Source organism: Variovorax sp. J31P207 (genome assembly GCF_030316965.1).
In the GTDB taxonomy this organism is placed as follows: domain Bacteria; phylum Pseudomonadota; class Gammaproteobacteria; order Burkholderiales; family Burkholderiaceae_C; genus Variovorax; species Variovorax ginsengisoli_B.
In genome coordinates this window covers 93964-118382 of sequence record NZ_JASZYN010000014.1, presented here as the reverse complement: position 1 = coordinate 118382, position 24419 = coordinate 93964, and the positions used below count along the sequence as shown (strand labels likewise).

The 24419-nt window shown below is 68.4% G+C and carries 25 protein-coding genes; 22 read left to right on the top strand and 3 right to left on the bottom strand.

Features of this window, described 5'->3' with window-relative positions; genetic code table 11:
• The first annotated feature begins 26 nt into the window (after window positions 1–26).
• From QTI68_RS32825 to QTI68_RS32780, 10 genes are all read left to right on the top strand, one after another.
• Window positions 27–1049 (top strand): sulfate ABC transporter substrate-binding protein, encoded by a 1023-nt coding sequence (locus tag QTI68_RS32825; protein ID WP_286527716.1) that lies wholly within the window; start codon window positions 27–29, stop codon window positions 1047–1049.
• Window positions 1050–1056: 7 nt separating this feature from the next.
• On the top strand, window positions 1057–1647 hold the full coding sequence (gene ssuE, locus QTI68_RS32820) for an NADPH-dependent FMN reductase (RefSeq protein ID WP_286527714.1): 591 nt from the start codon (window positions 1057–1059) through the stop codon (window positions 1645–1647).
• A gap of 91 nt (window positions 1648–1738) precedes the next feature.
• Window positions 1739–1879: a hypothetical protein gene (locus QTI68_RS32815; RefSeq protein WP_286527712.1), complete on the top strand. Its 141-nt coding sequence runs from the start codon at window positions 1739–1741 to the stop codon at window positions 1877–1879.
• Between the two features lie 32 nt (window positions 1880–1911).
• On the top strand, window positions 1912–2862 hold the full coding sequence (locus tag QTI68_RS32810) for a sulfonate ABC transporter substrate-binding protein (RefSeq protein ID WP_286527711.1): 951 nt from the start codon (window positions 1912–1914) through the stop codon (window positions 2860–2862).
• A gap of 78 nt (window positions 2863–2940) precedes the next feature.
• Window positions 2941–4110 carry an FMNH2-dependent alkanesulfonate monooxygenase gene (gene ssuD, locus QTI68_RS32805; protein ID WP_286527709.1) on the top strand — a complete coding sequence of 390 codons (1170 nt, stop codon included), beginning with the start codon at window positions 2941–2943 and terminating at the stop codon, window positions 4108–4110.
• Between the two features lie 9 nt (window positions 4111–4119).
• Complete coding sequence (gene ssuC, locus QTI68_RS32800; protein ID WP_286527708.1) at window positions 4120–4953, top strand: aliphatic sulfonate ABC transporter permease SsuC; 834 nt, start codon at window positions 4120–4122, stop codon at window positions 4951–4953.
• Window positions 4950–5777, top strand: a complete 828-nt coding sequence (locus tag QTI68_RS32795; RefSeq protein WP_286527706.1) for an ATP-binding cassette domain-containing protein — start codon at window positions 4950–4952, stop codon at window positions 5775–5777. Before ssuC ends, QTI68_RS32795 begins: the two co-directional genes overlap by 4 nt.
• A 39-nt stretch (window positions 5778–5816) precedes the next feature.
• Window positions 5817–6032: a TOBE domain-containing protein gene (locus QTI68_RS32790; RefSeq protein ID WP_028250350.1), complete on the top strand. Its 216-nt coding sequence runs from the start codon at window positions 5817–5819 to the stop codon at window positions 6030–6032.
• Window positions 6033–6106: 74 nt separating this feature from the next.
• The gene (gene epsC / locus QTI68_RS32785; protein WP_286527704.1) at window positions 6107–7021 is read left to right on the top strand and encodes a serine O-acetyltransferase EpsC; all 915 of its coding nucleotides are present in this window, start codon (window positions 6107–6109) and stop codon (window positions 7019–7021) included.
• Between the two features lie 81 nt (window positions 7022–7102).
• Window positions 7103–7657 carry an NADPH-dependent FMN reductase gene (locus tag QTI68_RS32780; protein ID WP_286527702.1) on the top strand — a complete coding sequence of 185 codons (555 nt, stop codon included), beginning with the start codon at window positions 7103–7105 and terminating at the stop codon, window positions 7655–7657.
• Between the two features lie 84 nt (window positions 7658–7741).
• Here the strand turns inward: QTI68_RS32780 and QTI68_RS32775 are convergent, their stop codons facing one another.
• Complete coding sequence (locus QTI68_RS32775; protein WP_286527700.1) at window positions 7742–8389, bottom strand: FMN-dependent NADH-azoreductase; 648 nt, start codon at window positions 8387–8389, stop codon at window positions 7742–7744.
• 129 nt (window positions 8390–8518) lie between these two features.
• Here QTI68_RS32775 and QTI68_RS32770 point away from each other — a divergent pair, with 129 nt between their 5' ends.
• The 7 genes from QTI68_RS32770 (at window position 8519) to QTI68_RS32740 (ending at window position 14715) form a co-directional block, all read left to right on the top strand.
• Window positions 8519–9436 (top strand): LysR family transcriptional regulator, encoded by a 918-nt coding sequence (locus tag QTI68_RS32770; RefSeq protein ID WP_286527698.1) that lies wholly within the window; start codon window positions 8519–8521, stop codon window positions 9434–9436.
• A gap of 189 nt (window positions 9437–9625) precedes the next feature.
• Entirely contained in the window at window positions 9626–10204 is a 579-nt protein-coding gene (locus QTI68_RS32765; RefSeq protein WP_286527696.1) for an RBBP9/YdeN family alpha/beta hydrolase, read from the top strand.
• Window positions 10201–11199, top strand: coding sequence for a sulfate ABC transporter substrate-binding protein (locus QTI68_RS32760; RefSeq protein WP_286527694.1), 999 nt, complete (start codon window positions 10201–10203; stop codon window positions 11197–11199). The genes QTI68_RS32765 and QTI68_RS32760 overlap by 4 nt, the downstream gene beginning before the upstream one ends.
• 85 nt (window positions 11200–11284) lie before the next feature.
• Window positions 11285–12172, top strand: coding sequence for a sulfate ABC transporter permease subunit CysT (gene cysT / locus QTI68_RS32755; RefSeq protein ID WP_286509119.1), 888 nt, complete (start codon window positions 11285–11287; stop codon window positions 12170–12172).
• Between the two features lie 3 nt (window positions 12173–12175).
• Entirely contained in the window at window positions 12176–13072 is an 897-nt protein-coding gene (cysW, locus tag QTI68_RS32750; protein ID WP_286527693.1) for a sulfate ABC transporter permease subunit CysW, read from the top strand.
• Window positions 13073–13084: 12 nt separating this feature from the next.
• The gene (locus QTI68_RS32745; protein ID WP_286527690.1) at window positions 13085–14179 is read left to right on the top strand and encodes a sulfate/molybdate ABC transporter ATP-binding protein; all 1095 of its coding nucleotides are present in this window, start codon (window positions 13085–13087) and stop codon (window positions 14177–14179) included.
• A gap of 2 nt (window positions 14180–14181) precedes the next feature.
• Window positions 14182–14715, top strand: coding sequence for a disulfide bond formation protein B (locus QTI68_RS32740; RefSeq protein WP_286527809.1), 534 nt, complete (start codon window positions 14182–14184; stop codon window positions 14713–14715).
• A gap of 3 nt (window positions 14716–14718) precedes the next feature.
• On the opposite strand, the gene QTI68_RS32735 is transcribed toward QTI68_RS32740, so the two are convergent.
• Together QTI68_RS32735 and QTI68_RS32730 are read right to left on the bottom strand one after the other, a co-directional pair.
• Window positions 14719–15411, bottom strand: coding sequence for a P-loop NTPase family protein (locus tag QTI68_RS32735; protein ID WP_286527688.1), 693 nt, complete (start codon window positions 15409–15411; stop codon window positions 14719–14721).
• Between the two features lie 390 nt (window positions 15412–15801).
• Window positions 15802–16551 carry a hypothetical protein gene (locus tag QTI68_RS32730; protein WP_286527686.1) on the bottom strand — a complete coding sequence of 250 codons (750 nt, stop codon included), beginning with the start codon at window positions 16549–16551 and terminating at the stop codon, window positions 15802–15804.
• 129 nt (window positions 16552–16680) lie between these two features.
• Between QTI68_RS32730 and smc the strand changes: the two genes are divergently transcribed.
• From smc to def, 5 genes are all read left to right on the top strand, one after another.
• On the top strand, window positions 16681–20196 hold the full coding sequence (gene smc, locus QTI68_RS32725; protein WP_286527684.1) for a chromosome segregation protein SMC: 3516 nt from the start codon (window positions 16681–16683) through the stop codon (window positions 20194–20196).
• Window positions 20197–20290: 94 nt separating this feature from the next.
• The gene (locus tag QTI68_RS32720) at window positions 20291–21388 is read left to right on the top strand and encodes a cell division protein ZipA C-terminal FtsZ-binding domain-containing protein (protein WP_286527682.1); all 1098 of its coding nucleotides are present in this window, start codon (window positions 20291–20293) and stop codon (window positions 21386–21388) included.
• Between the two features lie 13 nt (window positions 21389–21401).
• Complete coding sequence (gene ligA, locus QTI68_RS32715; protein WP_286527680.1) at window positions 21402–23492, top strand: NAD-dependent DNA ligase LigA; 2091 nt, start codon at window positions 21402–21404, stop codon at window positions 23490–23492.
• 71 nt (window positions 23493–23563) lie between these two features.
• Entirely contained in the window at window positions 23564–23860 is a 297-nt protein-coding gene (locus QTI68_RS32710; RefSeq protein ID WP_286527676.1) for a hypothetical protein, read from the top strand.
• A gap of 19 nt (window positions 23861–23879) precedes the next feature.
• A complete protein-coding gene (gene def, locus QTI68_RS32705) occupies window positions 23880–24419 on the top strand; it encodes a peptide deformylase (protein ID WP_286527675.1) in 540 nt (179 codons plus the stop codon).

The following is a 24419-nucleotide window of genomic DNA, read 5'->3' as shown; positions in this document are numbered from 1 at the left end:
TTTATGCGCCCTACGAGCACAAGACCATGAGCCTTCGCCGCGACTTTATCAAGCTTTCCCTCGGCGCCGCCGCCGCCGCCAGCTTCGCCCTGACCGCGATGCCGTCGTTCGCGCAGAGCGTGACCCTGCTCAACGTCTCGTACGACCCGACCCGCGAGCTGTACGTGGACTACAACCAGGTATTCGCCAAGTACTGGAAGGCCAAGACCGGCCAGGACGTGACGATCAAGCAGTCGCACGGCGGCTCGGGCAAGCAGGCCCGCTCGATCATCGACGGTATCGACGCCGATGTCGCCACGCTGGCCCTGGCCGGCGACACCGACGCGCTCGTCACCCACGGCGGCCTGGTCAAGCCCGACTGGCAGAAGCGGCTGCCGCACAACTCGGCACCCTACACCTCGACCATTGTCTTTCTCGTCAAGAAGGGCAATCCGAAGGGCCTGAAAGACTGGGACGACCTGGTCAAGCCCGGCGTGCAGGTGATCACGCCGAACCCGAAGACCTCGGGCGGCGCGCGCTGGAACTACCTGGCGGCGTGGGAGTTCGCCAAGCGCAAGTACGGCGGCGACGACAAGGCCAAGGAATTCGTCGGCAAGCTCTACAAGAACGTGCCGGTGCTCGACACCGGCGCCCGCGGCTCGACCATCACCTTCGTGCAGCGCGGCGTCGGCGACGTGCTGCTGGCCTGGGAGAACGAGGCCTTCCTGGCGCTGAAGGAATTCGGTCCGGAGAAGTTCGACATCGTGGTGCCGTCGATCAGCATCCTGGCCGAGCCCACCGTCGCGGTGGTCGACAAGGTGGTCGACAAGAAGGGCACGCGCGCCGTGGCCGAGGAATACCTGAAGTACCTGTACTCGGACGAAGGCCAGGACGTGGCCGGCCGCAACTATTACCGCCCGACCTCCGAGAAGGCCAAGGCCAAGTACGCGTCGCAATTCCCGAAGCTCACGCTGTTCACGATCGACGATGCCTTCGGCGGCTGGACCAAAGCCGACAAGGCGCACTTCGCCGACGGCGGCTCGTTCGACCAGATCTACCTGAGCAAGTGATTTCGCGATGACGGTGCTCCTGATTGCCGGCAGTCCTTCCGCACCGTCGCGCTCGGCGGTGCTGCTCGATGCGGTCGCGGCCCGGCTGGCCGAGCGCGGCGTGCCGGTCGAACGGCTGGCGATCCGCGAACTGGCGGCCCACGCGCTGCTGCTCGGCGAGGCCTCGCACCCGTCGGTGCAGCACGCGGTCGAGCAATTGCGGCGGGCCGACGTGGTGGTGATCGCCACGCCGGTCTACAAGGCGGCGTACAGCGGCGTGCTGAAGGTCTTCCTGGACCTGCTGCCGCAGTCGGCGCTGAAGGGCAAGACGGTGCTGCCGCTGGCCACCGGCGGCAGTCCGCACCACATGTTGGCGCTCGACTACGCGCTGCGCCCGGTGCTGCAGTCGCTGGCGGCTCGGCAGATCCTGCCGGGCGTCTATGCGACCGACGGCCAGGTCACGCTGCAGCCCGAGGGCGCCTACCAGCTGCAGGCCGAGCTCGCGCAGCGGCTCGATGAAGCCGTCGACACGCTGGCCAGCGAAGGACTCAAGCTGCAATCGCCATCGCGCTGGGGCTTCGAACCCGTCGCCTTCTCGCAGGTGCGATGTAGCGTCTGACGGCGCGCACCGCGCCGCCTCACCCCAACCCTCTTGATTCGCGTTCATCGCCGCACGGCGGCGAGGGAGCGCTGTTGCCTGAAAGAAGCCCATGCCACCCGTTCCGACCGACCATTTCCAGCCCCGCCGCAGCATCCGCACACGGCTGGCCGACCTCGCGATCAGCGTGGCCGTGGTGGCCGCGATCGCGCTGATCACGGGCTTCCTCGCGGCCACTTCGGCCTCCCTGTGACATCGAACACCGACCCATCGAAAGCACTTTCCATGACCTCGCATTCGCATTCGCCCACCCGCCGCCGACTGATCCAGGGCGCCGCCGCCGCCGTCGCGCTGCCCGCGCTCGGCGCCTTTGCGCAGGCGCCCGCGCGCACGCTGCGCATCGGCAACCAGAAGGGCAACCTGAGCCTGCTGAAGGGCCGCGGCACGCTGGAAAAGCGGCTCGCGCCGCTCGGGGTTGCCGTCAAGTGGACCGAGTTCACGGCCGGCCCGGTGCAGCTGGAGGCGCTCAACGTCGGCTCGATCGACTTCGGCGACGTCGGCGAAGCGCCGCCGATCTTCGCCCAGGCCGCCGGCGCGCCGCTGGCCTATGTCGCGGCCACGCAGCCGCGGCCGCAGTCCGAGGCGGTGATCGTGCCGAAGGGGTCGGCGATCCAGTCGGTGAAGGATCTCAAGGGCAAGAAAGTGGCGCTCAACAAGGGCAGCAACGTCCACTACTTCCTGGTCAAGCTGCTCGAGAAACACGGCCTGGCCTACGGCGACGTCAGCGTCGTCTTCCTGCCGCCGGCCGACGCCCGCGCCGCCTTCGAGAAGGGTTCGATCGACGCCTGGGTGATCTGGGACCCGTTCCTGGCCGCGGCGCAAAAGACGCTCGATGCGCGCCTGCTCGCGGACGCCACCGGCGTGGTCGGCAACCGGGCCTTCTATTTCTCGTCGCTCGACTATGCGGGCAAGAACGCCGACGTGATCAAGATCCTGATCGAGGAACTCGACAAGGTCGACCAGTGGGCGCAGGCCAACAAGAGCGCCTTCGCGGCCGAACTGGCGGCGCTCTGGGGCCTGCCGCAACCGGTGGTCGACCTGTCGGTGTCGCGCACCCCGTTCGGCACCGGGCCGATCACCAAGGCGATCCTCGGCGAGCAGCAGCAGATCGCCGACACCTTCCTCGCGCTCGGGCTGATCCCCAAGAAGATCAACCTGCTCGACGCCGCGGTCTGAGGCTCCTGAAACCTTGCGGGACAGATCAAGAAACTGCGTAGCAGTTTTTGCTCTGTCCTCAACCGATTGAGAATCCTCATGCAATTTTTTTGGTTTCTTCCCACCCACGGCGACAGCCGCTACCTCGGCACCACCGAGGGTGCGCGCCCGGTCGACCTGGCCTACCTGCAGCAGATCGCCGGCGCTGCGGATTCGCTCGGCTACGAAGGCGTGCTGATTCCCACCGGCCGCTCGTGCGAGGACCCGTGGGTCATCGCATCGAGCCTGATCGGCACGACCCGGCGGCTCAAGTTCCTGGTCGCGGTGCGGCCCGGGCTGCACCAGCCCAGCCTGGCCGCGCGCATGGCGGCCACCTTCGATCGGCTCTCCGGCGGGCGGCTACTGGTGAACCTCGTGACCGGCGGCGACCAGGCGGAGCTCGAAGGCGATGGAGTGTCCCTTGGCCATGCCGAGCGCTACGAACAATCGGCCGAGTTCATCCGTATCTGGCGCGAGATCATCGCCAGGAGCCACGACAACCAGGGCTTCGACTTCGACGGCAAGCACCTGAGCGTGAAGGGCGCGAAGCTGCTGTTCCCGCCGGTCCAGAAGCCGTATCCGCCGGTGTGGTTCGGCGGCTCGTCGGCGCCGGCGCACGAGCTCGCGGCCGAGCAGGTCGATGCCTACCTCACCTGGGGCGAGCCGCCGGCCGAAGTCGCGAAGAAGATCGCCGATGTGCGCCGCCGAGCCGAAAGCAAGGGCAGGGCGGTCAAGTTCGGCATCCGCCTGCATGTCATCGTCCGCGAGACCGAGGACGAGGCCTGGCGCGCGGCCGAATCGCTGATCAGCCGGGTCGACGACGAGACCGTGGTCCGGGCCCAGGCCGCCTTCGCGCGGATGGATTCCGAAGGCCAGCGCACGATGGCGGCGCTGCATGCCGGCGGCACCAGGCGCAGCCGCGCCGAGCTCGAGATCAGTCCCAACCTCTGGGCCGGCGTCGGCCTGGTGCGCGGCGGCGCGGGCACCGCGCTGGTCGGCGATCCGAAGACCGTGGCGGCGCGCATCGAGGAGTACGCGGCGCTGGGCATCGACAACTTCATCCTCTCGGGCTATCCGCATCTGGAGGAGTCCTACCGCTTCGCGGAGCTGGTGTTCCCGCTGCTGCCGCGCAAGCAGCGGCCGGGCCTGCCGGGCCAGGTGCTGAGCGGGCCGTTCGGCGAGGTCGTCGCCAATCTCGATGCGCCTTCGCGCCTCGCCGCGCAGAGCTGAGGAGATCGAATGAACCAACAAGTACAGGCCCTGCCGGTGGCCGCGCCGTCGCTCAACAGCGCCAGGACCTTTGCCGCCGGCGTGGTGCGCCGCCTGGTGCCGTGGCTGGTGCCGGTCGGGCTGATCGTCGCCTGGCAGATCGCCTCGTCGCTGGGCTGGCTGTCGACCCGCGTGCTGCCGGCGCCGATCGACGTGCTCAAGGCCGCATGGCGGCTGACCGCCTCGGGCGAGCTCTGGACCCACGTGAAGGTCAGCGCCGCGCGGGCGCTGGCCGGCCTCGCGATCGGCGGCGGCCTCGGGCTCGCGCTGGGCCTCCTCACGGGCTCGGTGCGCTTCTTCGAGACGCTGCTCGACTCGACCATCCAGATGGTGCGCAACATCCCGGCGCTGGCGCTGATCCCGCTGGTGATCCTGTGGTTCGGCATCGACGAATCGGCCAAGCTGTTCCTGATCGCGGTGTCGGTGTTCTTCCCGATCTACCTCAACACCTTCCACGGCATCCGCAACGTCGATCCGCAGCTGATCGAGATGGGACGCACCTACGGCCTCACCCGCTGGCAGCTCTACAGGGAAGTGATCCTGCCGGGCGCGATGTCCTCGATCCTGGTCGGCCTGCGCTTTTCGCTCGGCCTGATGTGGGTGATCCTGATCGTGGCCGAGACGATCTCGGCGCAGTCGGGCATCGGCTACCTCACGATGAATGCGCGCGAGTTCCTGCAGACCGACATCGTGCTGGTGGGAATCCTGCTGTATGCGCTGCTCGGCAAGCTGGCCGACCTGTTCGCGCGCGGACTTGAACGCTGGTGGCTGCGCTGGCACCCGGCTTATGGAGTGACGAAATGAGTGCAGTGCTTCAGCAGACCCCCGAGGGCGCCGGCGGCGTGCGCCTCGACGTCCGTTCCCTGCGCAAGCGCTACGGCGAGCGCGAGGTGCTGCGCAACACGCAGCTGCATATCGAGCCCGGCCAGTTCATCGCCATCGTGGGCCGCAGCGGCTGCGGCAAGAGCACCTTGCTGCGCCTGGTGGCCGGCCTGGAGGAGGCCACCGAAGGCACGCTGCAGGTCGACGGCAAGGCCATCGACGGCCTGCACGACGACACGCGGATCATGTTCCAGGAAGCGCGCCTGCTGCCCTGGCGCCGCGTCATCGACAACGTCACCCTCGGACTGCCGCCCGAGAGCCGGGCGCGCGGCGAGGAAGTGCTGGCGCAGGTCGGACTGGCCGAGCGGCGCGGCGAATGGCCGGCGCGGCTGTCGGGCGGCCAGCGGCAGCGGGTTGCGCTGGCCCGTGCGCTGGTGCACCGGCCGCGGCTGCTGCTGCTCGACGAGCCGCTGGGCGCGCTCGACGCGCTGACCCGCATCGAGATGCACCGGCTCATCGAGGGGCTGTGGCTGCGCCATCGCTTCACGGCGCTGCTGGTCACGCACGACGTGCAGGAGGCGGTGGCGCTGGCCGACCGCGTGATCCTGATCGAGGACGGCCGCATCGCGCTGGACGAGAACATCGCCCTGGCCAGGCCGCGCTCGCAGGGCGATGCGGCCTTTGCGGCGATCGAGAAACGCATCCTCGACCGCGTGCTGCAGAAGCCCGACGAAGGCCAAGCCGAACCCGCCAACGACACCCGTTGGGCCGACGGACCCGCGCACGTACTGCGCTGGGCCGTCTGACCCCCCGTTTTTTCACCCACCCACCCGAAGGAGTTTTCCATGTCCATCCAGGCCATCAATGTGCGCAACCAGTTCAAGGGCAAGGTCCGCGAGATCATCCGCGGCGATGTCGTCTCCGAAGTCGACGTCGAAACCGCGTGGGGAATCGTGACCTCGGTGATCACCACCCGCTCGGTCGACGAGCTGCAACTCAAGCCCGGCTCCGACGTCGTCGCGCTGGTGAAGTCGACCGAGGTGTCGATCGCCAAGCTCTGAGCGCGAGAAACCCGCCCGCCGTGGGGTCTTGCGCGATGGTGCATCGTCGGGGCCCCACGACTGGAGGAGTTCGCATGTCTTTGTTCGATGTCGGCGCCATCGTCAGTGCGCTGCACGATGCGCGCGACGAATGGCGCGATTCGCAGCGGCGCTCGCGCGAGCCCGGCAGCCGCGAGTTCCCGTCGCGCGAGGCGCTGGCGGACATCGTCGAGTCGCTCAAGGGCGCGCTGTTCCCGATGCGCCTCGGCCCGCCCGACCTGCGCCATGAGAGCGAGGATTTCTATGTCGGCTACACGCTCGACTCGGCACTCAACGCACTGCTGAACCAGGCCCGGCTCGAACTGCGCTACACGGCGCGCCACGAGCCGCGCGCGGCCGAGGACATCGACGCCCAGGCCGGCGCCGCGGTGCGCGAGTTCGCCGCCGCGCTGCCGGGCATCCGCCGCCTGCTCGACGGCGACGTGCTGGCCGCCTTCCAGGGCGACCCGGCGGCACGCAGCGTCGACGAGGTGCTGCTGTGCTATCCGGGCATCCTGGCCATGATCCACCACCGGATCGCGCACCAGCTCTATCGCCTCGGCCTGCCGCTGCTGGCACGCATCGCCGCCGAGCTGGCGCACGGCCAGACCGGCATCGACATCCACCCGGGCGCCCAGATCGACGCCGGTTTCTTCATCGACCACGGCACGGGCGTGGTGATCGGCGAGACCGCGGTGATCGGCAAGCGGGTGCGCATCTACCAGGCCGTCACGCTGGGCGCCAAGCGCTTTCCGACCGATGCCGAAGGCAACCTGCAGAAGGGCCTGCCGCGCCATCCGGTGGTCGAGGACGACGTCGTGATCTATGCCGGCGCGACCATCCTGGGCCGCGTGACGCTGGGCAAGGGCGCGACCATCGGCGGCAACGTCTGGATCACCGACGACGTGCCGCCAGGCGCCGGCGTGACGCAGGCCAGCCTGCAGAATGCGCCGCAGCGGCGGCCGGTCTGAGGCGTTTTTCTTGCAGCCGGCGTATCGTGCGGGCTGCAGGATTCGTCCGTGTCTTCTTCAACCCGTTCTCAAGGAGTCTTCATGAGCCAGAAAAAGATCGCTGTCGTCATCGGCAGCCTGCGCAAGGATTCGCTGAACCGCAAGCTGGCGCTCGCGATCGCGCATCTCGCGCCGGAGGATTTCACCTTCGAGCATTTGCGCATCGACGACCTGCCGCTGTACAACCAGGACGACGACGGCAAGCAAGCGCCGTCGGTGCTGCGCCTGAAGACCGAGATCGCGGCCGCGGACGGCCTGCTGTTCGTGACGCCGGAATACAACCGGTCGATTCCGGGCGTGCTCAAGAATGCGCTCGACAACGCGTCCCGGCCCTACGGCCAGAGTGCCTGGGCCGGCAAGCCGGCCGGCGTGGTGGGGGTGTCGGTGGGCACGGTCGGCACCGCCGCGGCGCAACAGCACCTGCGGCCCATCCTGGCCTACCTCGACGTGCCGACGATGGGCCAGCCCGAGGTCTTCATCCAGAACAAGGAAGGCATGTTCGACGACAAGGGCCATATCGCCGAAGGCAGCAAGCAGTTCCTGCAGAGCTGGGTCGACAAGTACGTGGCCTGGATCAAGACCCACACCGGAAAGTAAGGCGCGACAACGCCAAAGGGACGACCCGCTCGATGCGGGTCGTCCCTTTGGTTGGACCGGACGCGCGATGCGTCCGGCGCGGGATCAGGCAGCCAGCGTGGCCTGGTCCTGGTTGGCGGCCTTGCCGGTCGCGACGGCGATGTCGGCGCGGGCGGCTTGCAGCGCGGCGGCCTTGGCCGCATCGCCCATCCCGATGCCTTCGGCGCGCACGAAACGCACGTCGGTGATGCCGAAGAAACCGAAGATCACCTTCAGGTAGCTCTCCTGGTGCTCCATCGCCTGGCCGCCTTCGCTGGTGGAGTACATGCCGCCGCGGGTCGAGGCCACGATCACGGTCTTGCCGGTCGCCAGGCCGACCGGGCCCTTGTCGGTGTACTTGAAGGTGCGGCCGATCTGCGCCAGGCGGTCGATCCAGGCCTTGAGCTGGGTCGGCACCGTGAAGTTGTAGAGCGGGGCGCCGACGACGATCACGTCGGCCGCCAGGAACTGCGTCACCAGCCGCTCGGACACTTCGTTCTCGCGGCGCTGGGCGTCGGTCGGCTCGGCTTGCACGCCGACCTTGATGCCGAGCGCATCGGCGCTGAAATGGTTGGGGGTGTCCACCGCGAGGTCGAGGTAATCGACCGTGGTGTGCGGGTGCGCCTTGCGCCAGTCGGCGACGATTTCGGCGGTGAGCTGGCGGGAGACGGAGTTGGTTCCGAGAACGCTGGAATCGACGTGCAGGAGTTTCATGATCATTGCTTTCTTTGAAAGCGCCGGCACTGGAATCGGTCGGCGTGGGATGAATTCTATTTTTGTGGCGATTGATTGATAAGTCTGTAAAAATGGCTTAGTTCGTTCCATGAATAGGACAATGCGGCGATGCAAGACTTGAACGACATGGTGTTTTTCGCCGAGGTCGCCGAACGCGGGGGCTTCGCGGCCGCCAGCCGGGCACTCGGCGTGCCCAAGTCCCGCCTGTCGCGGCGGGTGGCCGACCTGGAGGCGCAGCTCGGCGTCCAGCTGATGCAGCGCAGCACCCGGCGCCTGTCGCTGACGCCGGCCGGCGAGATCTACCTCAAGCACTGCGCGGCGATGCGCGATGCCGCCCAGGCGGCGGCCGAGGCGGTGGCCCAGATCCAGACCGAGCCGAGCGGCACGGTGCGGCTGAGCTGTCCGGTGACGCTGGCCCACAGCAGCGTCGGGCCGCTGCTGCCGGAATTCATGCAGCGCTATCCGCAGGTCCGGGTCGAGATGCGGGTGCTGAACCGGCCGGTCGATCCGGTCGAGGAGGGCGTCGACCTGGCCCTGCGGGTGCGTCCGGCGATCGAGGACAGCGCCACCCTGGTGGCGAAGAATTTCGGCGTCAGCCGCGGCCTCCTGGTCGCCAGCCCCGACCTGATGCGCCGCCAGGGTCCGGTGGCGCTGCCGGCCGACCTCGCCAGGCTCGACACCGTCGCCATGTCGACCGGCGAAGGCCGGGCCAGCTGGCGGCTCGAGGGGCCGAGCGGCAAGGCGATCGTCCACACCCACACGCCGCGCTATGTGGCCGACGACCTGCTGACGCTCAAGTTCGCGGTGATGCAGGGGGTCGGCGCCTCGGTCATGCCCGACTACATGTGCCGCCGCGAGATCAATGCCGGCCGGCTGGTCGAGGTCCTGCCGGGCTGGGGGCCGGCGCCCGGGATCTGCCACGTCGTGTTCCCGGCCCGCCGCGCGCTGGTGCCGGCGGTGCGCCGCCTGATCGACTTCCTGGCCGAGAACCTCGACGGGGCGGAGCCGCACCATCTGGCGGAATGAGTCCGCTTATGTCCAAAAAGCCATATTCAAACAAGTAGATATTCGTTTGTCGTTGAAGCGATGGTTCGGACAATGGCGCTCCCATCCGGAACAACGAGAACGACCATGCCCACCCTGCGCCTCGGCGACATTGCCGCCGTCTTCACCCGTGTCCGCGCCTGACGCGGCCGACGAGCCAGCAGGCTGCGCGTGAGCAAACCGACGATCGTCATCGTGCCGGGCTGGCGCGATTCCGGCCCTGGCCATTGGCAGAGCCTGTGGGCCGAGCGCATGCAGGGCGCGGTGCGGGTGGTGCAGGACGACTGGGTCACGCCGAGCCGCGCCGCCTGGGTAGCCACGCTCGAGAAACTGGTGCTCGACAGCCCGGGCCCGGTGATCATTGCCGCCCATAGCCTCGGCTGCATCGCGACCACCCACCTGTCGGAGGCGGCCGCGGCGCGCATCCAGGGCGCGCTGCTGGTCGCGCCCGCCGACCCCGAGCGCCGCGCCGTGTTGAGCGATTTCGCCCCCGTGCCCTTCGCCCCGCTGCCTTACCGCAGCATCCTGGTGGCGAGCAGCAACGACCCTTTCTGCCCGGTGCGGCTGGCGGGCGCTTATGCCCGGGCCTGGGGCAGCGAATTCGTTCGGATGCAGAATGCCGGCCACATCAATATCGAATCCGGACACGGCGACTGGCCCCTGGGCCTGGCGCTGCTCCAATCGCTGACCGACGAGCCGACCACGCTGATGGCCGGCCACAAGAATTCAGAACCCTTGGCAACCCTATGACCTCCAGAATCAAGACCCTCATCGGCACGCTGGTGCTCGCCGCCAGCGGCGCCGCATCGGCCCAGACCCTGCTCAACGCGTCGTACGACGTGGCGCGCGAGTTCTACAAGGACTACAACGCCGCCTTCGTCGCCAACTACAAGAAGACCACGGGCAAGGAGGTCAAGATCGACCAGTCGCATGGCGGCTCCAGCGCCCAGGCGCGGGCCGTGGCCGACGGCCTCGACGCCGACGTCGTGACCATGAACACCTCGACCGACATCGACTTCCTGGCGAATGCCGGCGTGGTCGCCAAGGACTGGCCCAAGCGTTTTCCGTACAACGCCTCGCCGACCACCTCGACGATGCTGTTCCTGACCCGCAACGGCAACCCGAAGGGCATCAAGGACTGGGACGACCTGATCAAGCCCGGCGTCCAGGTCGTGGTCGTGAACCCGAAGACCGGCGGCAACGGTCGCTACGCCTACCTGGCGGCCTGGGGCTACGTCAAGAAGAAGGGCGGCACCGACGCCCAGGCGGCCGAGTTCGTCGGCAAGCTGTTCAAGAACGTGCCGATCCTGGCGCGCGGCGGCCGCGACGCCACCACCGCCTTCCTGCAGCGCAACATCGGCGACGTGCTGATCACCTTCGAATCCGAAGTGGTGTCGATCGACCGCGAATTCGGTTCGGGCAAGGTCGATGCGGTCTACCCGTCGATCAGCATCCTGGCCGAGAACCCGGTCGCGATCGTCGAGCGCACGGTCAACAAGAAGGGCACCGGCGAACTGGCCAAGGCCTACCTCGACTACCTCTATTCGGATGAAGCGCAGGAGATCGCCGCCAAGCATGCGCTGCGCCCGCGTTCCGAGGCCGTGCTCAAGAAGAACGCCGCCACCTTCAAGCCGCTGCAGCTGTTCACGGTGCAGGAACTGTTCGGCAGCCTCGCCGAAGCGCAGAAGGTGCACTTCAACGATGGCGGCCAGTTCGACAAGCTCTACACGCCTGGCGCCAAGTAATGAGCTCGGCGCAGAACCGCTTCAAGCGAGCGAACGCCCCCTCGGGGGGCAGCGATGACGCGCCAGCGCTGAGCGTGGGGGCACGATGAGCGGTGCTGCTACATCGGCGCTGTCGTCCGCGGCAGCGCCGCTGGCGTCTGGCGCGGTCCGCGGCGTTTCGCGCCGCGTGCTGCCCGGCTTCCACCTCACGCTCGGCTACGCGGTGCTCTACCTGAGCCTGATCGTGCTGATCCCGCTGTCGGCGCTGGTCTTCAAGACCTTCACCATGAGCTGGGAGCAGTTCTGGGTGGCGGTGACCGCGCCGCGCGTGATGGCTTCGTACCGGCTGACCTTCGGCGCCTCGCTGATCGCGGCACTGGTCAACCTGGTGTTCGGGCTGCTGGTGGCCTGGGTGCTGGTGCGCTACAAGTTCCCGGGCAAGCGCATCGTCGACGCGCTGGTCGACCTGCCGTTCGCGCTGCCCACCGCGGTGGCCGGCATCTCGCTGACCGCACTGTTGGCCGGCAACGGCTGGGTCGGCCAGTTCCTCGAACCGCTCGGCATCAAGCTGGCCTTCACGCCGGCGGGCGTCGTGATCGCGCTGATCTTCATCGGCCTGCCGTTCGTGGTGCGCACGGTGCAGCCGGTGCTCGAAGACACCGAGAAGGAACTCGAAGAGGCCGCCACCAGCCTCGGCGCGACCCGGCTGCAGACCTTCACCAAGGTGATCCTGCCGTCGATCATGCCGGCGCTGCTGACCGGCTTCGCGATGGCCTTCGCGCGGGCGATCGGCGAATACGGCTCGGTGATCTTCATCGCCGGCAACATGCCGATGATCTCGGAGATCACGCCGCTGATCATCATCGGCAAGCTCGAGCAGTACGACTATGCGGGCGCCACCGCGGTGGCGCTGGTGATGCTGGTGATCTCGTTCCTTCTGCTGCTGGTCATCAACGGCCTGCAGGGTTGGAAGCGGCGCCGGTCGGAGGCTTGAGCCATGAGCGCACCTTCGAAAACCATCCGCCGCGTGCAGGCCGGCACCACCGAGTCGGCCTGGGTCCGCCGCACCTTGATCGGCATTGCGCTGGCCTTCATGTTCCTGTTCCTGGTGCTGCCGCTGGCGGCGGTAGCGGCCGAGGCGCTGCGCAAGGGCGTCGGCGCCTACCTCGAGGCGCTCAAGGAGCCCGATGCCTGGGCGGCGATCCGGCTGACCCTGCTGACGGCTGCGATCGCGGTGCCGTTGAACCTGGTCTTCGGCGTCGCCGCGGCCTGGGCCATCGCCAAGTTCGAGTTCCGCGGCAAGGCGGTCCTGACGACGCTGGTCGACCTGCCGTTCGCGGTGTCGCCGGTGGTGGCGGGCCTGATCTACGTGCTGGTGTTCGGCGCTCAGGGCTGGTTCGGCCCCTGGCTGCAGGCACACGACATCAAGATCATCTTCGCCGTGCCCGGCATCGTGCTGGCGACCGTGTTCGTGACCTTCCCGTTCATCGCCCGCGAGCTGATCCCGCTGATGCAGGCGCAGGGCACCGACGAGGAGCAGGCGGCGATCGTGCTCGGTGCGACTGGCTGGCAGACCTTCTGGCGCGTCACCTTGCCCAACATCAAGTGGGGCCTGCTGTACGGGGTGATCCTGTGCAACGCCCGGGCGATGGGCGAGTTCGGCGCGGTGTCGGTGGTCTCGGGCCACATCCGCGGCCAGACCAACACCATGCCGCTGCACGTCGAAGTGCTCTACAACGAATACCAGTCGGTGGCCGCCTTCGCGGTGGCCTCGCTGCTGGCCATCCTGGCGCTGGTCACGCTGGTGATCAAGTCGGTCATCGAATGGCGCCACGAGCGCGAGATGAAGGCGATCGCGGAGCTTCCGCCCGAGCGTCCCACGCCGGCCGCCTGAAAGAGAGAAATCATGAGCATCGAAATCAGAAACGTCAGCAAACAATTCGGTGATTTCCACGCCCTGCGGGATGTCAGCCTGGACGTGGCCTCGGGCGAACTGGTCGCGCTGCTGGGGCCTTCGGGCTGCGGCAAGACCACCTTGCTTCGGATCATCGCGGGCCTGGAGACCGCCGGCACCGGCAGCATCCTTTTCGCGGGCGAGGACACCACCGATGTCCATGTGCGCGAGCGCCAGGTCGGCTTCGTGTTCCAGCACTACGCGCTGTTCCGCCACATGACGGTGTTCGAGAACGTCGCCTTCGGCCTGCGGGTCAAACCGCGCGGCCTGCGCCCGAGCGAGGCGCAGATCAAGACCAAGGTGCACGACCTGCTCAAGCTGGTGCAGCTCGACTGGCTGGCCGACCGCTATCCGGCCCAGTTGTCGGGCGGCCAGCGCCAGCGCATCGCCCTGGCCCGCGCGCTGGCGGTCGAGCCCAAGGTGCTGCTGCTCGACGAGCCCTTCGGCGCGCTCGACGCCAAGGTGCGCAAGGAATTGCGCCGCTGGCTGCGCCGGCTGCACGACGAACTGCACGTGACCAGCATCTTCGTCACCCACGACCAGGAAGAGGCGCTCGAAGTGGCCGACCGCGTGGTCCTGATGAACAGCGGCCGCATCGAGCAGGTCGGCTCGCCCCAGGAGGTCTGGGACCACCCGGCGAGCCCCTTCGTCTACGGTTTCCTGGGCGACGTCAACCTGTTCCATGGCCGTTCGCTCGAGGGCGAGGTGCAGGTCGAAGGCATTCGGCTCGACACCCCCGACCAGCAGGGCTTGCGAGACGGCAAGGCGCTGGCCTATGTGCGGCCGCACGACCTCGACGTGGCGCGCTATGCGCCGGGCGCCAGCGGCATCGTCGCGACCCTGACCCGTGCCATCGTGGTCGGACCGATCGCGCGGCTGGAACTAGAACCGGTCGAATCGAATCCAGATAATCCGGGCTCCGGAACCATCATCGAGGCGCAACTCCCTGCGCAACAGTTCCGGGACCTTGGTCTTGGCGAGGGCGACAAGGTGGTCGCCACGCCGCGCAAGGCCAGGGTGTTCGTAGAGGATTGGGTTTCACCTTGAAGTTGTTCGACTGGTATTTCGGCGCGCCGAGGCGCGCCCTGGCGCTGATCTGCGTGGCCTGCATCGCGATGCTGGCCTTCGGCATGTACCTGCAGCATGTGGTGGGCCTCGAGCCGTGCCCGATGTGCGTCGTGCAGCGCTATGCGCTGGTGCTGGTGGCCGTGTTCACCGGGCTCGGCGCGGCCAGCGGCAGCAAGGCACTGCGCATCGCCGCCATCCTGACGGCCCTGGTCGCGGCCGTGGGCGGCGCCTATACGGCGGCGAGCCAGAGCTGGCTGCAGTGGTATCCGCCGGAGGTGGTCTCGTGCGGGCGCGACATCTACGGAATGATCGAGACCTTTCCGCTGCAGCGCGCGCTGCCGATGATCTTCCGCGGCGCCGGCGACTGCTCGCAGATCGACTGGACCTTCCTTGGCCTGTCGATCGCCAACTGGTCGTTCATCGCCTTCACGGGGTTCGGGCTGGCGCTGCTGGTGCTGCTGGCGCGGTCGTTCCGCCGGCCGCCCATCCGGCCGGCGCTCAAGACCGCCCGCTGAGGTCTACAGGGGCAGGGTGTCGAAGGCCGCGTAGGCCGTCGCCAGCCAGGTCTTCACGCGCTGGCGCTCGAGCAGCCCCAGCGCGTGCGGGCCCTCGCGGTCGTTGACGGCCTTCCAGAAGCTCGTATTGCGCGCATCGATCTTGCGCATGCTGGCGTCGTGCAGCCGGGGCAGGGCGATCACGCGTGCGCCGTGCGCCGTGGCCTTGCTGAGCGACTGCGATCCGAGCAGCAGGCCGAAGTCGTTGCCGCGCCCGTAGTTCTGCACCACGATGTAGTTCGGCCGGTCGCCGAAGGTGTCGATCAGGGTGCCGAGCAGGTCGCTGGAATCCTTGCCGTCGTCCAGCACGTGCCAGAAATTCACCGCCACGCCGAGTTCGGCGAAGACGTCGAACAGGTCCGACTCCTTGATCCAGCGCGACAGCGGCGCCAGCGTCTGGGCCGCAAGGTCGACGATTACGCTCTGCTGCGGATTGGTTTCGAAGCCGTTGACCACCGTGTCCAGGCCCTCGAAGCTGTCCACCACCACCTGCGACGCGAAGCCCTCGTAGAAACGGGTGAAAGAGCTGTGCGAACGGTCCGTGTCGAAGCCCACGAAAGGCCGGCTGTGGTCGATGAAATACTGCGCCAGCACCCGCGCCGTGACCGACTTGCCGACACCGCCTTTTTCGCCGCCGATGAAATTGATGGAGCTCATGAGGTTCCTGCGAGAGTGGGATGAAAACTGCGATCGATTCTAGGTGCGGGGCTGGCGGGGACTTGGTGCTGTCCGACCATCGGCACCCCTCTTGCGTAACGCCCGCAAGGATCGCGCCATGGCTGTTCGGGGCGCGTGCCGAGGGCACCGGGTGGCCCCCTCCGCTCATGTCCCCCGGCCTGCGGCCTCCTCCTTTACTTCGCTGCGGGGGCCACCCGGCGCCCTCGGCACGGGTAGCACCAGGTGGTTCCGGTCGACCAATAACGGCCGTGACGGCTCACGCCGATGGTGTGCTCTGCGCAGCGAAATAAAGGAGGAGGCCGAAGGCCGGGGGACATTCGCGGAGCAGAGTACACCGTCGGCATGAGCCCGCCCCCCCGGCCAGGAACCTCACTTCGGCACCATCGACAGGAACGGCCCCAGGCTCCCCAAGAACCAGTTCTGGCTGAAGTCGAGCGCCGCGCGCCGGTACTTCTCGTCGGCCTGCGCCGCCAGCAGGTCCAGCCGCGCCACCACCTTGGACAGCTCGCGGTCGACCAGCAGGTTGCGCCCGCGCTCGCTGATCTCGGTGGCCAGCAGCAGCGGCTGCCCGTCGGGGCCGGTCTTCGAACCGATCAGCCACAGCGAGATCTCGAAGTTGCGCGCCGCCCGGAAGCTGTTCTCGGCGCTGACGCCGTCGAGCATGTTCTGCTCCCAGGTGTCGCCGTTGGCCTGCTTGAGCAGCGCCGCCCAGCCGACCACCAGCGCAGCGACGCGGTCGCCCTCGAAGGGCTTGGGTGCGGTTTCGAACGCCAGGCGGACGGCGTCGATGCCATAGGCGCCATGCAACTGCGGCAGCGGCGCGTTCTGCGAGATCGATTCCCAGGTGCGCTGGATCGCCTCGTCGGCGCTGCCGCACCACTTGCGCCATTCGCGCGGATTGCGTCGATAGAGCGAGATCTGCACACGCCGCACCGACTGCAGGTTGTCGCGCAAGGCCAGGTTGGCGATGCGGTTCGCGCCGCTCTGGAGCCATTCGTTGCCGGCATAGGGTTCGGCGCGCTGGGTGGAGCCACAGGCCGCGAGGGCCAGGGCCGCTGCGCTGCTGCCGATGAGCCACGTACGGCGAGCAAGACACGGGGAAAGAGGGGAAACGCGCATGGTCCGCACGTTATCATCCTCGCCTCAGGTGGCGGCCTGGCCTGGACGTGCCAGCCGCCGGAATCTGCTTACAAATCAACACCTTGGCACCCAACCTTGGCAAAACAACTGGCTTAGGGCCGACCTGACGTGCGTCTCAATTCCATCAAGCTCTCGGGCTTCAAGTCCTTCGCCGAACCCACCAATTTCCTGCTTCCCGGCCAGCTGGTCGGGGTGGTCGGTCCCAACGGCTGCGGCAAGTCGAACATCATGGATGCCGTGCGCTGGGTGCTCGGCGAATCGCGGGCCTCCGAGTTGCGCGGCGAGTCGATGCAGGACGTGATCTTCAACGGCACGACCACCCGCAAGCAGGCCAGCCGCTCCAGCGTCGAACTGGTGTTCGACAACGCCGACCACCGCGCGGGCGGCCAGTGGGCGCAGTTCGCCGAGATCGCGGTCAAGCGGGTGCTGACGCGCGACGGCAACTCCAGCTACTACATCAACAACCAGCCGGTGCGCCGGCGCGACGTGCAGGACGTGTTCCTCGGCACCGGCCTGGGGCCGCGCGCCTACGCGATCATCGGCCAGGGCACGATCAGCCGGATCATCGAATCCAAGCCCGAGGAACTGCGCCTGTTCCTCGAAGAGGCCGCCGGCGTCTCGAAGTACAAGGAGCGCCGCCGCGAGACCGAGAACCGGCTCGGCGACACGCGCGAGAACCTGACGCGGGTCGAGGACATCCTGCGCGAGCTCAACAGCAACCTGGAGCGGCTCGAGAAGCAGGCCGAGGTGGCGGCGCGCTACAACCAGCTGACCGGCGACGCCACCCGCAAGCAACACCAGCTGTGGTTCCTGAAGCGCACCGAGAGCGAGGCCGACCAGGCCAAGGTCAAGGCCGACGCCGAGCGCGCGATCAACGACCTCGAATCGCGCACCGCCGACCTGCGCCATATCGAGGCCGAGCTCGAGACCGTGCGCCAGGCCCACTACGCGGCCGGCGACCAGGTCAACCAGGCCCAGGGCAAGCTCTACGAAGCCAGCGCCGAGGTCGGCCGGCTCGAAGGCGAGATCCGCTTCGTGGTCGAGGGCCGCCAGCGGGTCGAGCAGCGGCTGGTGCAGCTGCGCGAGCAGATGGGGCAATGGGGCACCCGGCGCGACGACGCCGAGGCCGAGATCGAGACCCTGGCCGGCCAGGGCGTGAACGCCGAGGAGCAGGCCGAACTGCTGGCCGCCCAGCTCGAGGAGCACGACGCCCGCATGCCCGAGCTCGAGGACGCGCAGCAGCGGGCCCAGAACGAGGCCAACGCCCAGCGCGCGACGGTGGTGCAGGTGCAGCAGCAGATCCAGGTGCTGGCCGCCGACCAGCGCAACATCGAGGACCAGAGCCGCCAGCTCAACCTGCGCGCCGAGCGGCTGCGCACCGACCAGAACGCGCTCGCGGCGCCCGACGAGGGGCGCTTGCGCGAGCAGCAGGAGCAGCTGGCGATGGTCCAGGAGGCGGCGGCCGAATCCGATGCGCGCCTGCAGGAACTGCAGGAAGCCGTGCCGCAGCTCGACGACGACCGGCGCACGCGGCAGCAGGCCGTCAACGCCGAAGGGGCGCGCCACGCCGACCTGTCGGCGCGGCTGGAGGCGCTCAAGGCCTTGCAGGAGAAGGTCAAGACCGACGGCAAGCTCGCGCCCTGGCTCGCCAAGCACGGGCTCGAAAGCCTGCAGGGGCTCTGGAGCCGCATCCACATCGAGCTCGGCTGGGAAGACGCGCTCGAGTCGGCCTTGCGCGAGCGCATGGGCGCGCTCGAAGTCAGCCGGCTCGACATGGTCCGGGCCTTCGCCGCCGATGCGCCGCCGGCCAAGCTGGCCTTCTATTCGCCGCCGCTGGCGGGCCTGCCGCCGGGCGCTTCGACGCTGCCGCGGCTGTCCGACCTGCTGCGTCTGGCCGACGCCGGCCAGCAGGCGCTGCTGGCCGAATGGCTGCACGGCTGCTTCACGGCCACCAGCCTCGAAGAGGCGCTGGCGCAGCGCGACAAGCTGCAGCCCGGCGAGGTGATCTACATCAAGAGCGGCCATGCGGTCACCGCCCACAGCGTCAGCTTCTATGCCCAGGATTCGGAACAGGCCGGCCTGCTGGCACGCCAGCAGGAAATGGAGAACCTGGAGCGCCAGCTGCGCGCCCAGACCCTGATCGCCGACGAGTCGCGCACCGCGCTGGCCCGTGCCGAGGCGGCCTACGGCGATGCCGCCCAGCGCCTGGTCGCGGCGCGTCGCGAGGCGGCCGAGACCCAGTCGCAGGCGCACGCGCTGCAGGTCGAGACACTGCGCCTGTCGCAATTGGCCGAGCAGACGCGCGCCCGCAGCGAACAGCTGTCGAACGACTTGGGCGAGGTGACGGCGCAGCTCGAGGAGTTGCAGGAAAAGCGCATCGCCGCCGAGTCGCGCTTCGAAGAGCTCGACATGCAGCTCGCCGACAGCCAGGAACGCCATGCGCAGCTCGATGAAAAAGTCATCGAGGCCGGCCGTGCGCTCACGGCCAGCCGAGAACAGCATCGCAGCCTCGAGCGCCAGGCGCAGGAAGCCACCTTCGCGCAGCGCACCCTGGAAGCACGCCGCGGCGAGCTGAGCCGCGCGATCGAGACCGCCAGCCAGCAGATCGTCGCCCTGACCGACGAAGAAGAACGCGCGCGCGCCGAACTCGGCCGCCTGTCCGACGCCGCCGCGCAGGCCGGGCTGCAGGACGCGCTGTCGCTCAAGCTCGAACGCGAGACTGCGCTCGGTGCCTCGCGCAGCCAGTACGACGACCTGACGATCAAGCTGCGCGCCAGCGACGAGCGCCGGCTGCAGCTCGAGCGCGAGCTCGACCCGCTGCGCCAGCGCATCACCGACTTCCAGCTCAAGGAGCAGGCCGCGCGGCTGGGCTTCGAGCAATACCAGCAGCTGCTGGCCGACGCCGAGGCCGATCTCGAAGCGGTCGCGCTGTCGATCGAGACCGACAAGGTCCGGCTCACCGGCCTGCAGGGCGAGATCGACCGGCTCAACCGCGAAGTGGCTGCGCTCGGCGCGGTCAACCTGGCGGCGCTCGAGGAACTGGCCGTCGCCAGCGAGCGCAAGACCTTCCTCGATGCCCAGTCGGCCGACCTGAACGAGGCCATCGGCACGCTCGAGGACGCGATCCGCAAGATCGACGCCGAGACCCGCGACCTGCTGGGCGGCACTTTCAAGATCGTCAACGAGCACTTCAGCCGGATGTTCCCGGAGCTCTTCGGCGGCGGCAATGCCAAGCTCATGATGACCGGCGACGAGATCCTCGACTCCGGCGTGCAGGTCATGGCCCAGCCGCCGGGCAAGAAGAACCAGACCATCCACCTGCTGTCGGGCGGCGAGAAGGCGCTGACCGCGATCGCGCTGGTGTTCGCGATCTTCCAGTTGAACCCGGCGCCGTTCTGCCTGCTGGACGAAGTGGACGCGCCGCTCGACGACGCCAACACCGAACGCTATGCCAAACTCGTCACAGCCATGAGCCGCGAAACCCAGTTCCTCTTCATCAGCCACAACAAGATCGCCATGGAGATGGCCGAGCAGCTGATCGGCGTGACCATGCAGGAGCAGGGCGTCTCGCGCATCGTGGCCGTCGACATGGAATCGGCCGTGTCCATGGTCGAAGCCGCCTGATGGCCCCCACGCTCCTCACTTCGTGTGTCGCTGCCCCCCGAGGGGGCCTCAGCCGCCTTGGGGCGGCCCTGCGGCGTCTGAGCACCGGCGGCCCATGAGCAATCTCACCGTCGCCCTCGCCATCCTCGGCGGACTGGTTCTCGCCACCGTGGTCGGCTACAACACCTGGATGTCGCGCCGCAATGCGCCGAAGCAGCCCGACGCGCCCGCCAGCAGCGAACCGGCCGCGCCCGAGGCCGCCCCAAAGGGCGAGCTCGAGCCCGTGCTGCATGTCGATCCGCACCAGGTCCCCGGCAACGAGCGGCACGAGCCGCTGTTCGATCCGGACCTGCCGGCGCCGAGCGCGCTGACGGCACCGTCGGCCGAGCGCCGCGGCGGCCTCGATCCGCTGATCGACATCATCGCCCCGGTGTCGCTCGACGGCCTGGCCTCCGGCGACGCCGCGATCGCGGCCATGCCGGCGACCCGGCGCGCCGGCAGCAAGCCGGTGGCGGTCGAGGGGCTCAACGAGTTCACCGGCGACTGGGAGCCGGCGGTGGCCGGGCAGCGCTATGGCGCCTTCCAGGTCGGCGTGCAGATGGCCAACCGCACCGGCGCGCTCAACGAGATCGAATACTCCGAGTTCGTGGTCAAGGCCCAGGCCTTTGCCGATGCCCTCAACGGCGCGCCCGAGTTTCCCGAGATGCTCGACGAGGTGGCGCGGGCCCGCGAGCTCGACCAGTTCGCGAGTTCGCACGATGCCCAGCTGAGCTTCGTGCTGCGCGCCCGCCATGCGGCCTGGAGCCCCGGCTACGTGCAGCAGAACGCTTCCCGCCTCGGCTTCGTGGCCGGCATCATCCCGGGGCGCATGGTGCTGCCGGCGGGCGAGCAGGGGCTGCCGCCGATCCTCGGGCTGTCCTTCGATACCCAGGCCGCGCTGGCCGACGATCCGGCGCAGTCGGCGATCCGCGAGCTGACCCTGAGCCTCGACGTGCCGCAGGTCGACCGCGCGGAGCGCCCCTTCGAGCGCATGCGCGAGTCGGCCGCCGCGCTGGCGCGCGAGATGGACGGCGTGGTCACCGACAGCGACGGCCAGCCGCTGCGCGACGAGACCATGGATGCCATCGGCGTCGACCTCGAGCAGCTCTACGACACGCTCGACACGCGCGACCTGTCGGCCGGCTCGCCGCTGGCGCGGCGTTTGTTCAGCTAGTCCGGAGATCCCCATGACCACGCGCGAAGACGCAGTGCGCGAGGCCGCTGCGCTCAGCGAGCAGCTGCACCGCCATGCCCATCTCTACTACGTGCTCGACGCGCCCGAACTGCCGGACGCCGAGTACGACCGGCTGTTCCAGCGGCTGCAGGCCCTGGAGGCCGAATTTCCCGAACTTCGCACCCCCGATTCGCCGACCCAGCGGGTCGGCGGCAAGCCGCTCGACGGCTTCGCCAAGGTGCGCCACAAGGTGCCGATGCTGTCGATCCGCACCGAGACCGACATCACGCCCGCCGGTGCCAGTGCCTTCGACGCCCGGGTCCGCAAGGAGCTCGGACTGGCCGAGGACGGGCCCCAGGTCGAATACGTCTGCGAGCTGAAGTTCGACGGCCTGGCACTGAACCTGCGCTACGAGGACGGCGTGCTGGTGCAGGCGGCGACCCGCGGCGACGGCGAGATCGGCGAGGAAGTGACCCAGAACATCCGCACGGTGCAGCAGATCCCGCTGCGCCTGCAGGGCGACCCATCGGCCATACCGCCGGTGGTCGAGGTCCGCGGCGAGGTCTACATGCGGCGCGACGACTTCGACGCGCTCAACGAACGCCAGCGCGAGAAGATCGCGGGCGGCCAGAAGAACGAGAAGGTCTTCGTCAATCCGCGCAACGCGGCAGCGGGCGCGGTGCGCCAGCTCGATCCGGCGATCGCGGCCCAGCGGCCGCTGAGCTTCTTCGCCTACGGCCTGGGCGAGGTGACGCCGCCCGAGCAGGGCGGGCCGGACTGCCCGACCCAGTTCGACTGGCTGCAGCAGTTCAGCGCCTGGGGCTTCCCGGTGGCGACGCAGACCGCACGCGCCCGTGGTGCCATCGAGCTGATCGCCTTCCACGAGACCATCGGCCGCCAGCGCGACACGCTGCCCTACGACATCGACGGCGTGGTCTACAAGGTCGACAGCCTCGCGCTGCAGCGGCAGCTAGGCTTCGTCTCGCGCGAGCCGCGCTGGGCGGTCGCCCACAAGTACCCGGCCCAGGAACAGCTCACCGAGGTGCTGGCGATCGAGATCCAGGTCGGGCGCACCGGCAAGCTCACGCCGGTGGCCAAGCTGGCGCCGGTGTTCGTCGGCGGCGTGACCGTGACCAACGCCACCTTGCACAACGAGGACGAGACCCGGCGCAAGGACGTGCGCGTGGGCGACACCGTGATCGTCCGGCGCGCCGGCGACGTGATTCCCGAGGTGGTCGGCGTGCTGCCCGAGAGCGCGGCTCGGCCCGAAGCCGAGCGCGGCCCGGTCTTCACGATGCCGCACAAGTGCCCGGTCTGCGGTTCGGACGCGCTGCGCGAGGAGGGCGAGGTCGACTATCGCTGCACCGGCGGGCTCTTCTGCAGCGCCCAGCGCAAGGAAGCGATCCTGCATTTCGCGGCCCGGCGCGCGCTCGACATCGAGGGCCTGGGCGACAAGCTGGTCGAGCAGCTGGTCGATGCCGAGCTGATCCGCACGCTGCCCGACCTCTACAAGCTGGGCTTCACGACGCTGGCCGGCCTGGACCGCATGGCCGACAAGTCGGCCAACAACATCGTCGCGGCGCTGGAGGCGTCGAAGAAGACCACGCTGCCGCGCTTCCTGTTCGGGCTCGGCATCCGGCACGTGGGCGAGAGCACGGCCAAGGACCTGGCGAAGCATTTCGGCAAGCTCGATGCCATCATGGACGCGAGCGAGGAGCAATTGCTCGAAGTCAACGACGTCGGTCCGGTGGTCGCGACCAGCCTGCGCACCTTTTTCGACCAACCGCACAACCGCGAGGTGGTCGAGCAGCTGCGCGCCTGCGGCGTCCACTGGGAAGAGAGCGAGCCCGCCGCCCGCGCGCCCAGGCCGCTGGCGGGAAAAACCTTCGTCATTACCGGTACGCTTCCTACGCTGGGTCGCGACGAGGCGAAGGACAAACTCGAAGAGGCCGGCGCCAAGGTGGCGGGCTCGGTGAGCAAGAAGACCGATTACGTGGTAGCCGGCGCCGAGGCCGGCAGCAAGCTGGACAAGGCGCGCGACCTCGGTGTGACCGTGATCGACGAAGCGCAGATGCTGGAGATCCTCGCCCAAGGACTATCCTGAGATAGTTTCGTTTTCCCGGTCAACAGGCGGGCGCGCCGGCCGTTGAATCGAAGATGACCCAGGAGGTCCGGATGAAGCGATTTCGTTCTGTGTCGGCCGCCATCGCCGTGGGGGGCGCCGCCCTGCTCGGCGGCTGCGTGGCGCCCGGTCCGTACTATGCGGGCGCCGCCTATCCCTACTACGCCGACCCGGTCGTGGTGGCGCCATCGGTCTATATCGGCGCCGCCGGCTACTACGGTTGGGGCGGCTACTACGGCGGCTACCGCTATCCGGGGTGGCCCGGCTACTACGGCCGGGCCGGCTACTACGGGCATCCGGGCTACTACGGTCGGCCCGGGTACTACGGCAGGTACTACGGACGACGCTAGGCCACCGCGATAATCGCGCATGGCCATCCGCGAAATCCTCAAGATGGGCGACCCCCGGCTGCTGCGCATCGCGCAGCCGGTCGCCGCCTTCGACACCGACGAGTTGCACCTGCTGGTGCGCGACATGTTCGAGACCATGTATTCGGTCAATGGCGCCGGGCTCGCGGCGCCGCAGATCGGGGTCGACCAGCAACTCGTGATCTTCGGCACCGACACGGTGAACCCGCGCTATCCGGATGCGCCGATCGTCCCGCGCACGGTGCTGCTGAACCCGGTCGTCACGCCGATCGGGGACGAGGAGGAAGAGGGCTGGGAGGGCTGCCTGTCGGTGCCGGGCCTGCGCGGCGTGGTGCCTCGCTTCGCGAACATCCGCTACACCGGCTTCGACCCGTACGGGGACCCGATCGATCGCACGGTGAGCGGGTTCCATGCCCGGGTCGTCCAGCACGAAGTCGACCACCTGCTGGGCAAGCTGTATCCGATGCGGGTGCGCGACTTCTCGCGCTTCGGCTTCACCGAGGTGCTGTTTCCGGGGCTCGATGCAGGCGAGGATGACTGA

What these genes read in the sequence shown, in the direction of transcription:
- def (WP_286527675.1), top strand. Translation starts at nt 23,880, where the DNA reads ATGGCCATCCGCGAAATCCTCAAGATGGGCGACCCCCGGCTGCTGCGC.
- QTI68_RS32825 (WP_286527716.1), top strand. Translation starts at nt 27, where the DNA reads ATGAGCCTTCGCCGCGACTTTATCAAGCTTTCCCTCGGCGCCGCCGCC.
- QTI68_RS32810 (WP_286527711.1), top strand. Translation starts at nt 1,912, where the DNA reads ATGACCTCGCATTCGCATTCGCCCACCCGCCGCCGACTGATCCAGGGC.
- QTI68_RS32775 (WP_286527700.1), bottom strand. Translation starts at nt 8,389, where the DNA reads ATGAAACTCCTGCACGTCGATTCCAGCGTTCTCGGAACCAACTCCGTC.
- cysW (WP_286527693.1), top strand. Translation starts at nt 12,176, where the DNA reads ATGAGCGCACCTTCGAAAACCATCCGCCGCGTGCAGGCCGGCACCACC.
- QTI68_RS32815 (WP_286527712.1), top strand. Translation starts at nt 1,739, where the DNA reads ATGCCACCCGTTCCGACCGACCATTTCCAGCCCCGCCGCAGCATCCGC.
- QTI68_RS32735 (WP_286527688.1), bottom strand. Translation starts at nt 15,411, where the DNA reads ATGAGCTCCATCAATTTCATCGGCGGCGAAAAAGGCGGTGTCGGCAAG.
- QTI68_RS32745 (WP_286527690.1), top strand. Translation starts at nt 13,085, where the DNA reads ATGAGCATCGAAATCAGAAACGTCAGCAAACAATTCGGTGATTTCCAC.
- ssuE (WP_286527714.1), top strand. Translation starts at nt 1,057, where the DNA reads ATGACGGTGCTCCTGATTGCCGGCAGTCCTTCCGCACCGTCGCGCTCG.
- ssuC (WP_286527708.1), top strand. Translation starts at nt 4,120, where the DNA reads ATGAACCAACAAGTACAGGCCCTGCCGGTGGCCGCGCCGTCGCTCAAC.
- ligA (WP_286527680.1), top strand. Translation starts at nt 21,402, where the DNA reads ATGACCACGCGCGAAGACGCAGTGCGCGAGGCCGCTGCGCTCAGCGAG.
- cysT (WP_286509119.1), top strand. Translation starts at nt 11,285, where the DNA reads ATGAGCGGTGCTGCTACATCGGCGCTGTCGTCCGCGGCAGCGCCGCTG.
- QTI68_RS32760 (WP_286527694.1), top strand. Translation starts at nt 10,201, where the DNA reads ATGACCTCCAGAATCAAGACCCTCATCGGCACGCTGGTGCTCGCCGCC.
- epsC (WP_286527704.1), top strand. Translation starts at nt 6,107, where the DNA reads ATGTCTTTGTTCGATGTCGGCGCCATCGTCAGTGCGCTGCACGATGCG.
- QTI68_RS32710 (WP_286527676.1), top strand. Translation starts at nt 23,564, where the DNA reads ATGAAGCGATTTCGTTCTGTGTCGGCCGCCATCGCCGTGGGGGGCGCC.
- QTI68_RS32770 (WP_286527698.1), top strand. Translation starts at nt 8,519, where the DNA reads ATGCAAGACTTGAACGACATGGTGTTTTTCGCCGAGGTCGCCGAACGC.
- QTI68_RS32790 (WP_028250350.1), top strand. Translation starts at nt 5,817, where the DNA reads ATGTCCATCCAGGCCATCAATGTGCGCAACCAGTTCAAGGGCAAGGTC.
- QTI68_RS32720 (WP_286527682.1), top strand. Translation starts at nt 20,291, where the DNA reads ATGAGCAATCTCACCGTCGCCCTCGCCATCCTCGGCGGACTGGTTCTC.
- QTI68_RS32730 (WP_286527686.1), bottom strand. Translation starts at nt 16,551, where the DNA reads ATGCGCGTTTCCCCTCTTTCCCCGTGTCTTGCTCGCCGTACGTGGCTC.
- ssuD (WP_286527709.1), top strand. Translation starts at nt 2,941, where the DNA reads ATGCAATTTTTTTGGTTTCTTCCCACCCACGGCGACAGCCGCTACCTC.
- QTI68_RS32795 (WP_286527706.1), top strand. Translation starts at nt 4,950, where the DNA reads ATGAGTGCAGTGCTTCAGCAGACCCCCGAGGGCGCCGGCGGCGTGCGC.
- QTI68_RS32780 (WP_286527702.1), top strand. Translation starts at nt 7,103, where the DNA reads ATGAGCCAGAAAAAGATCGCTGTCGTCATCGGCAGCCTGCGCAAGGAT.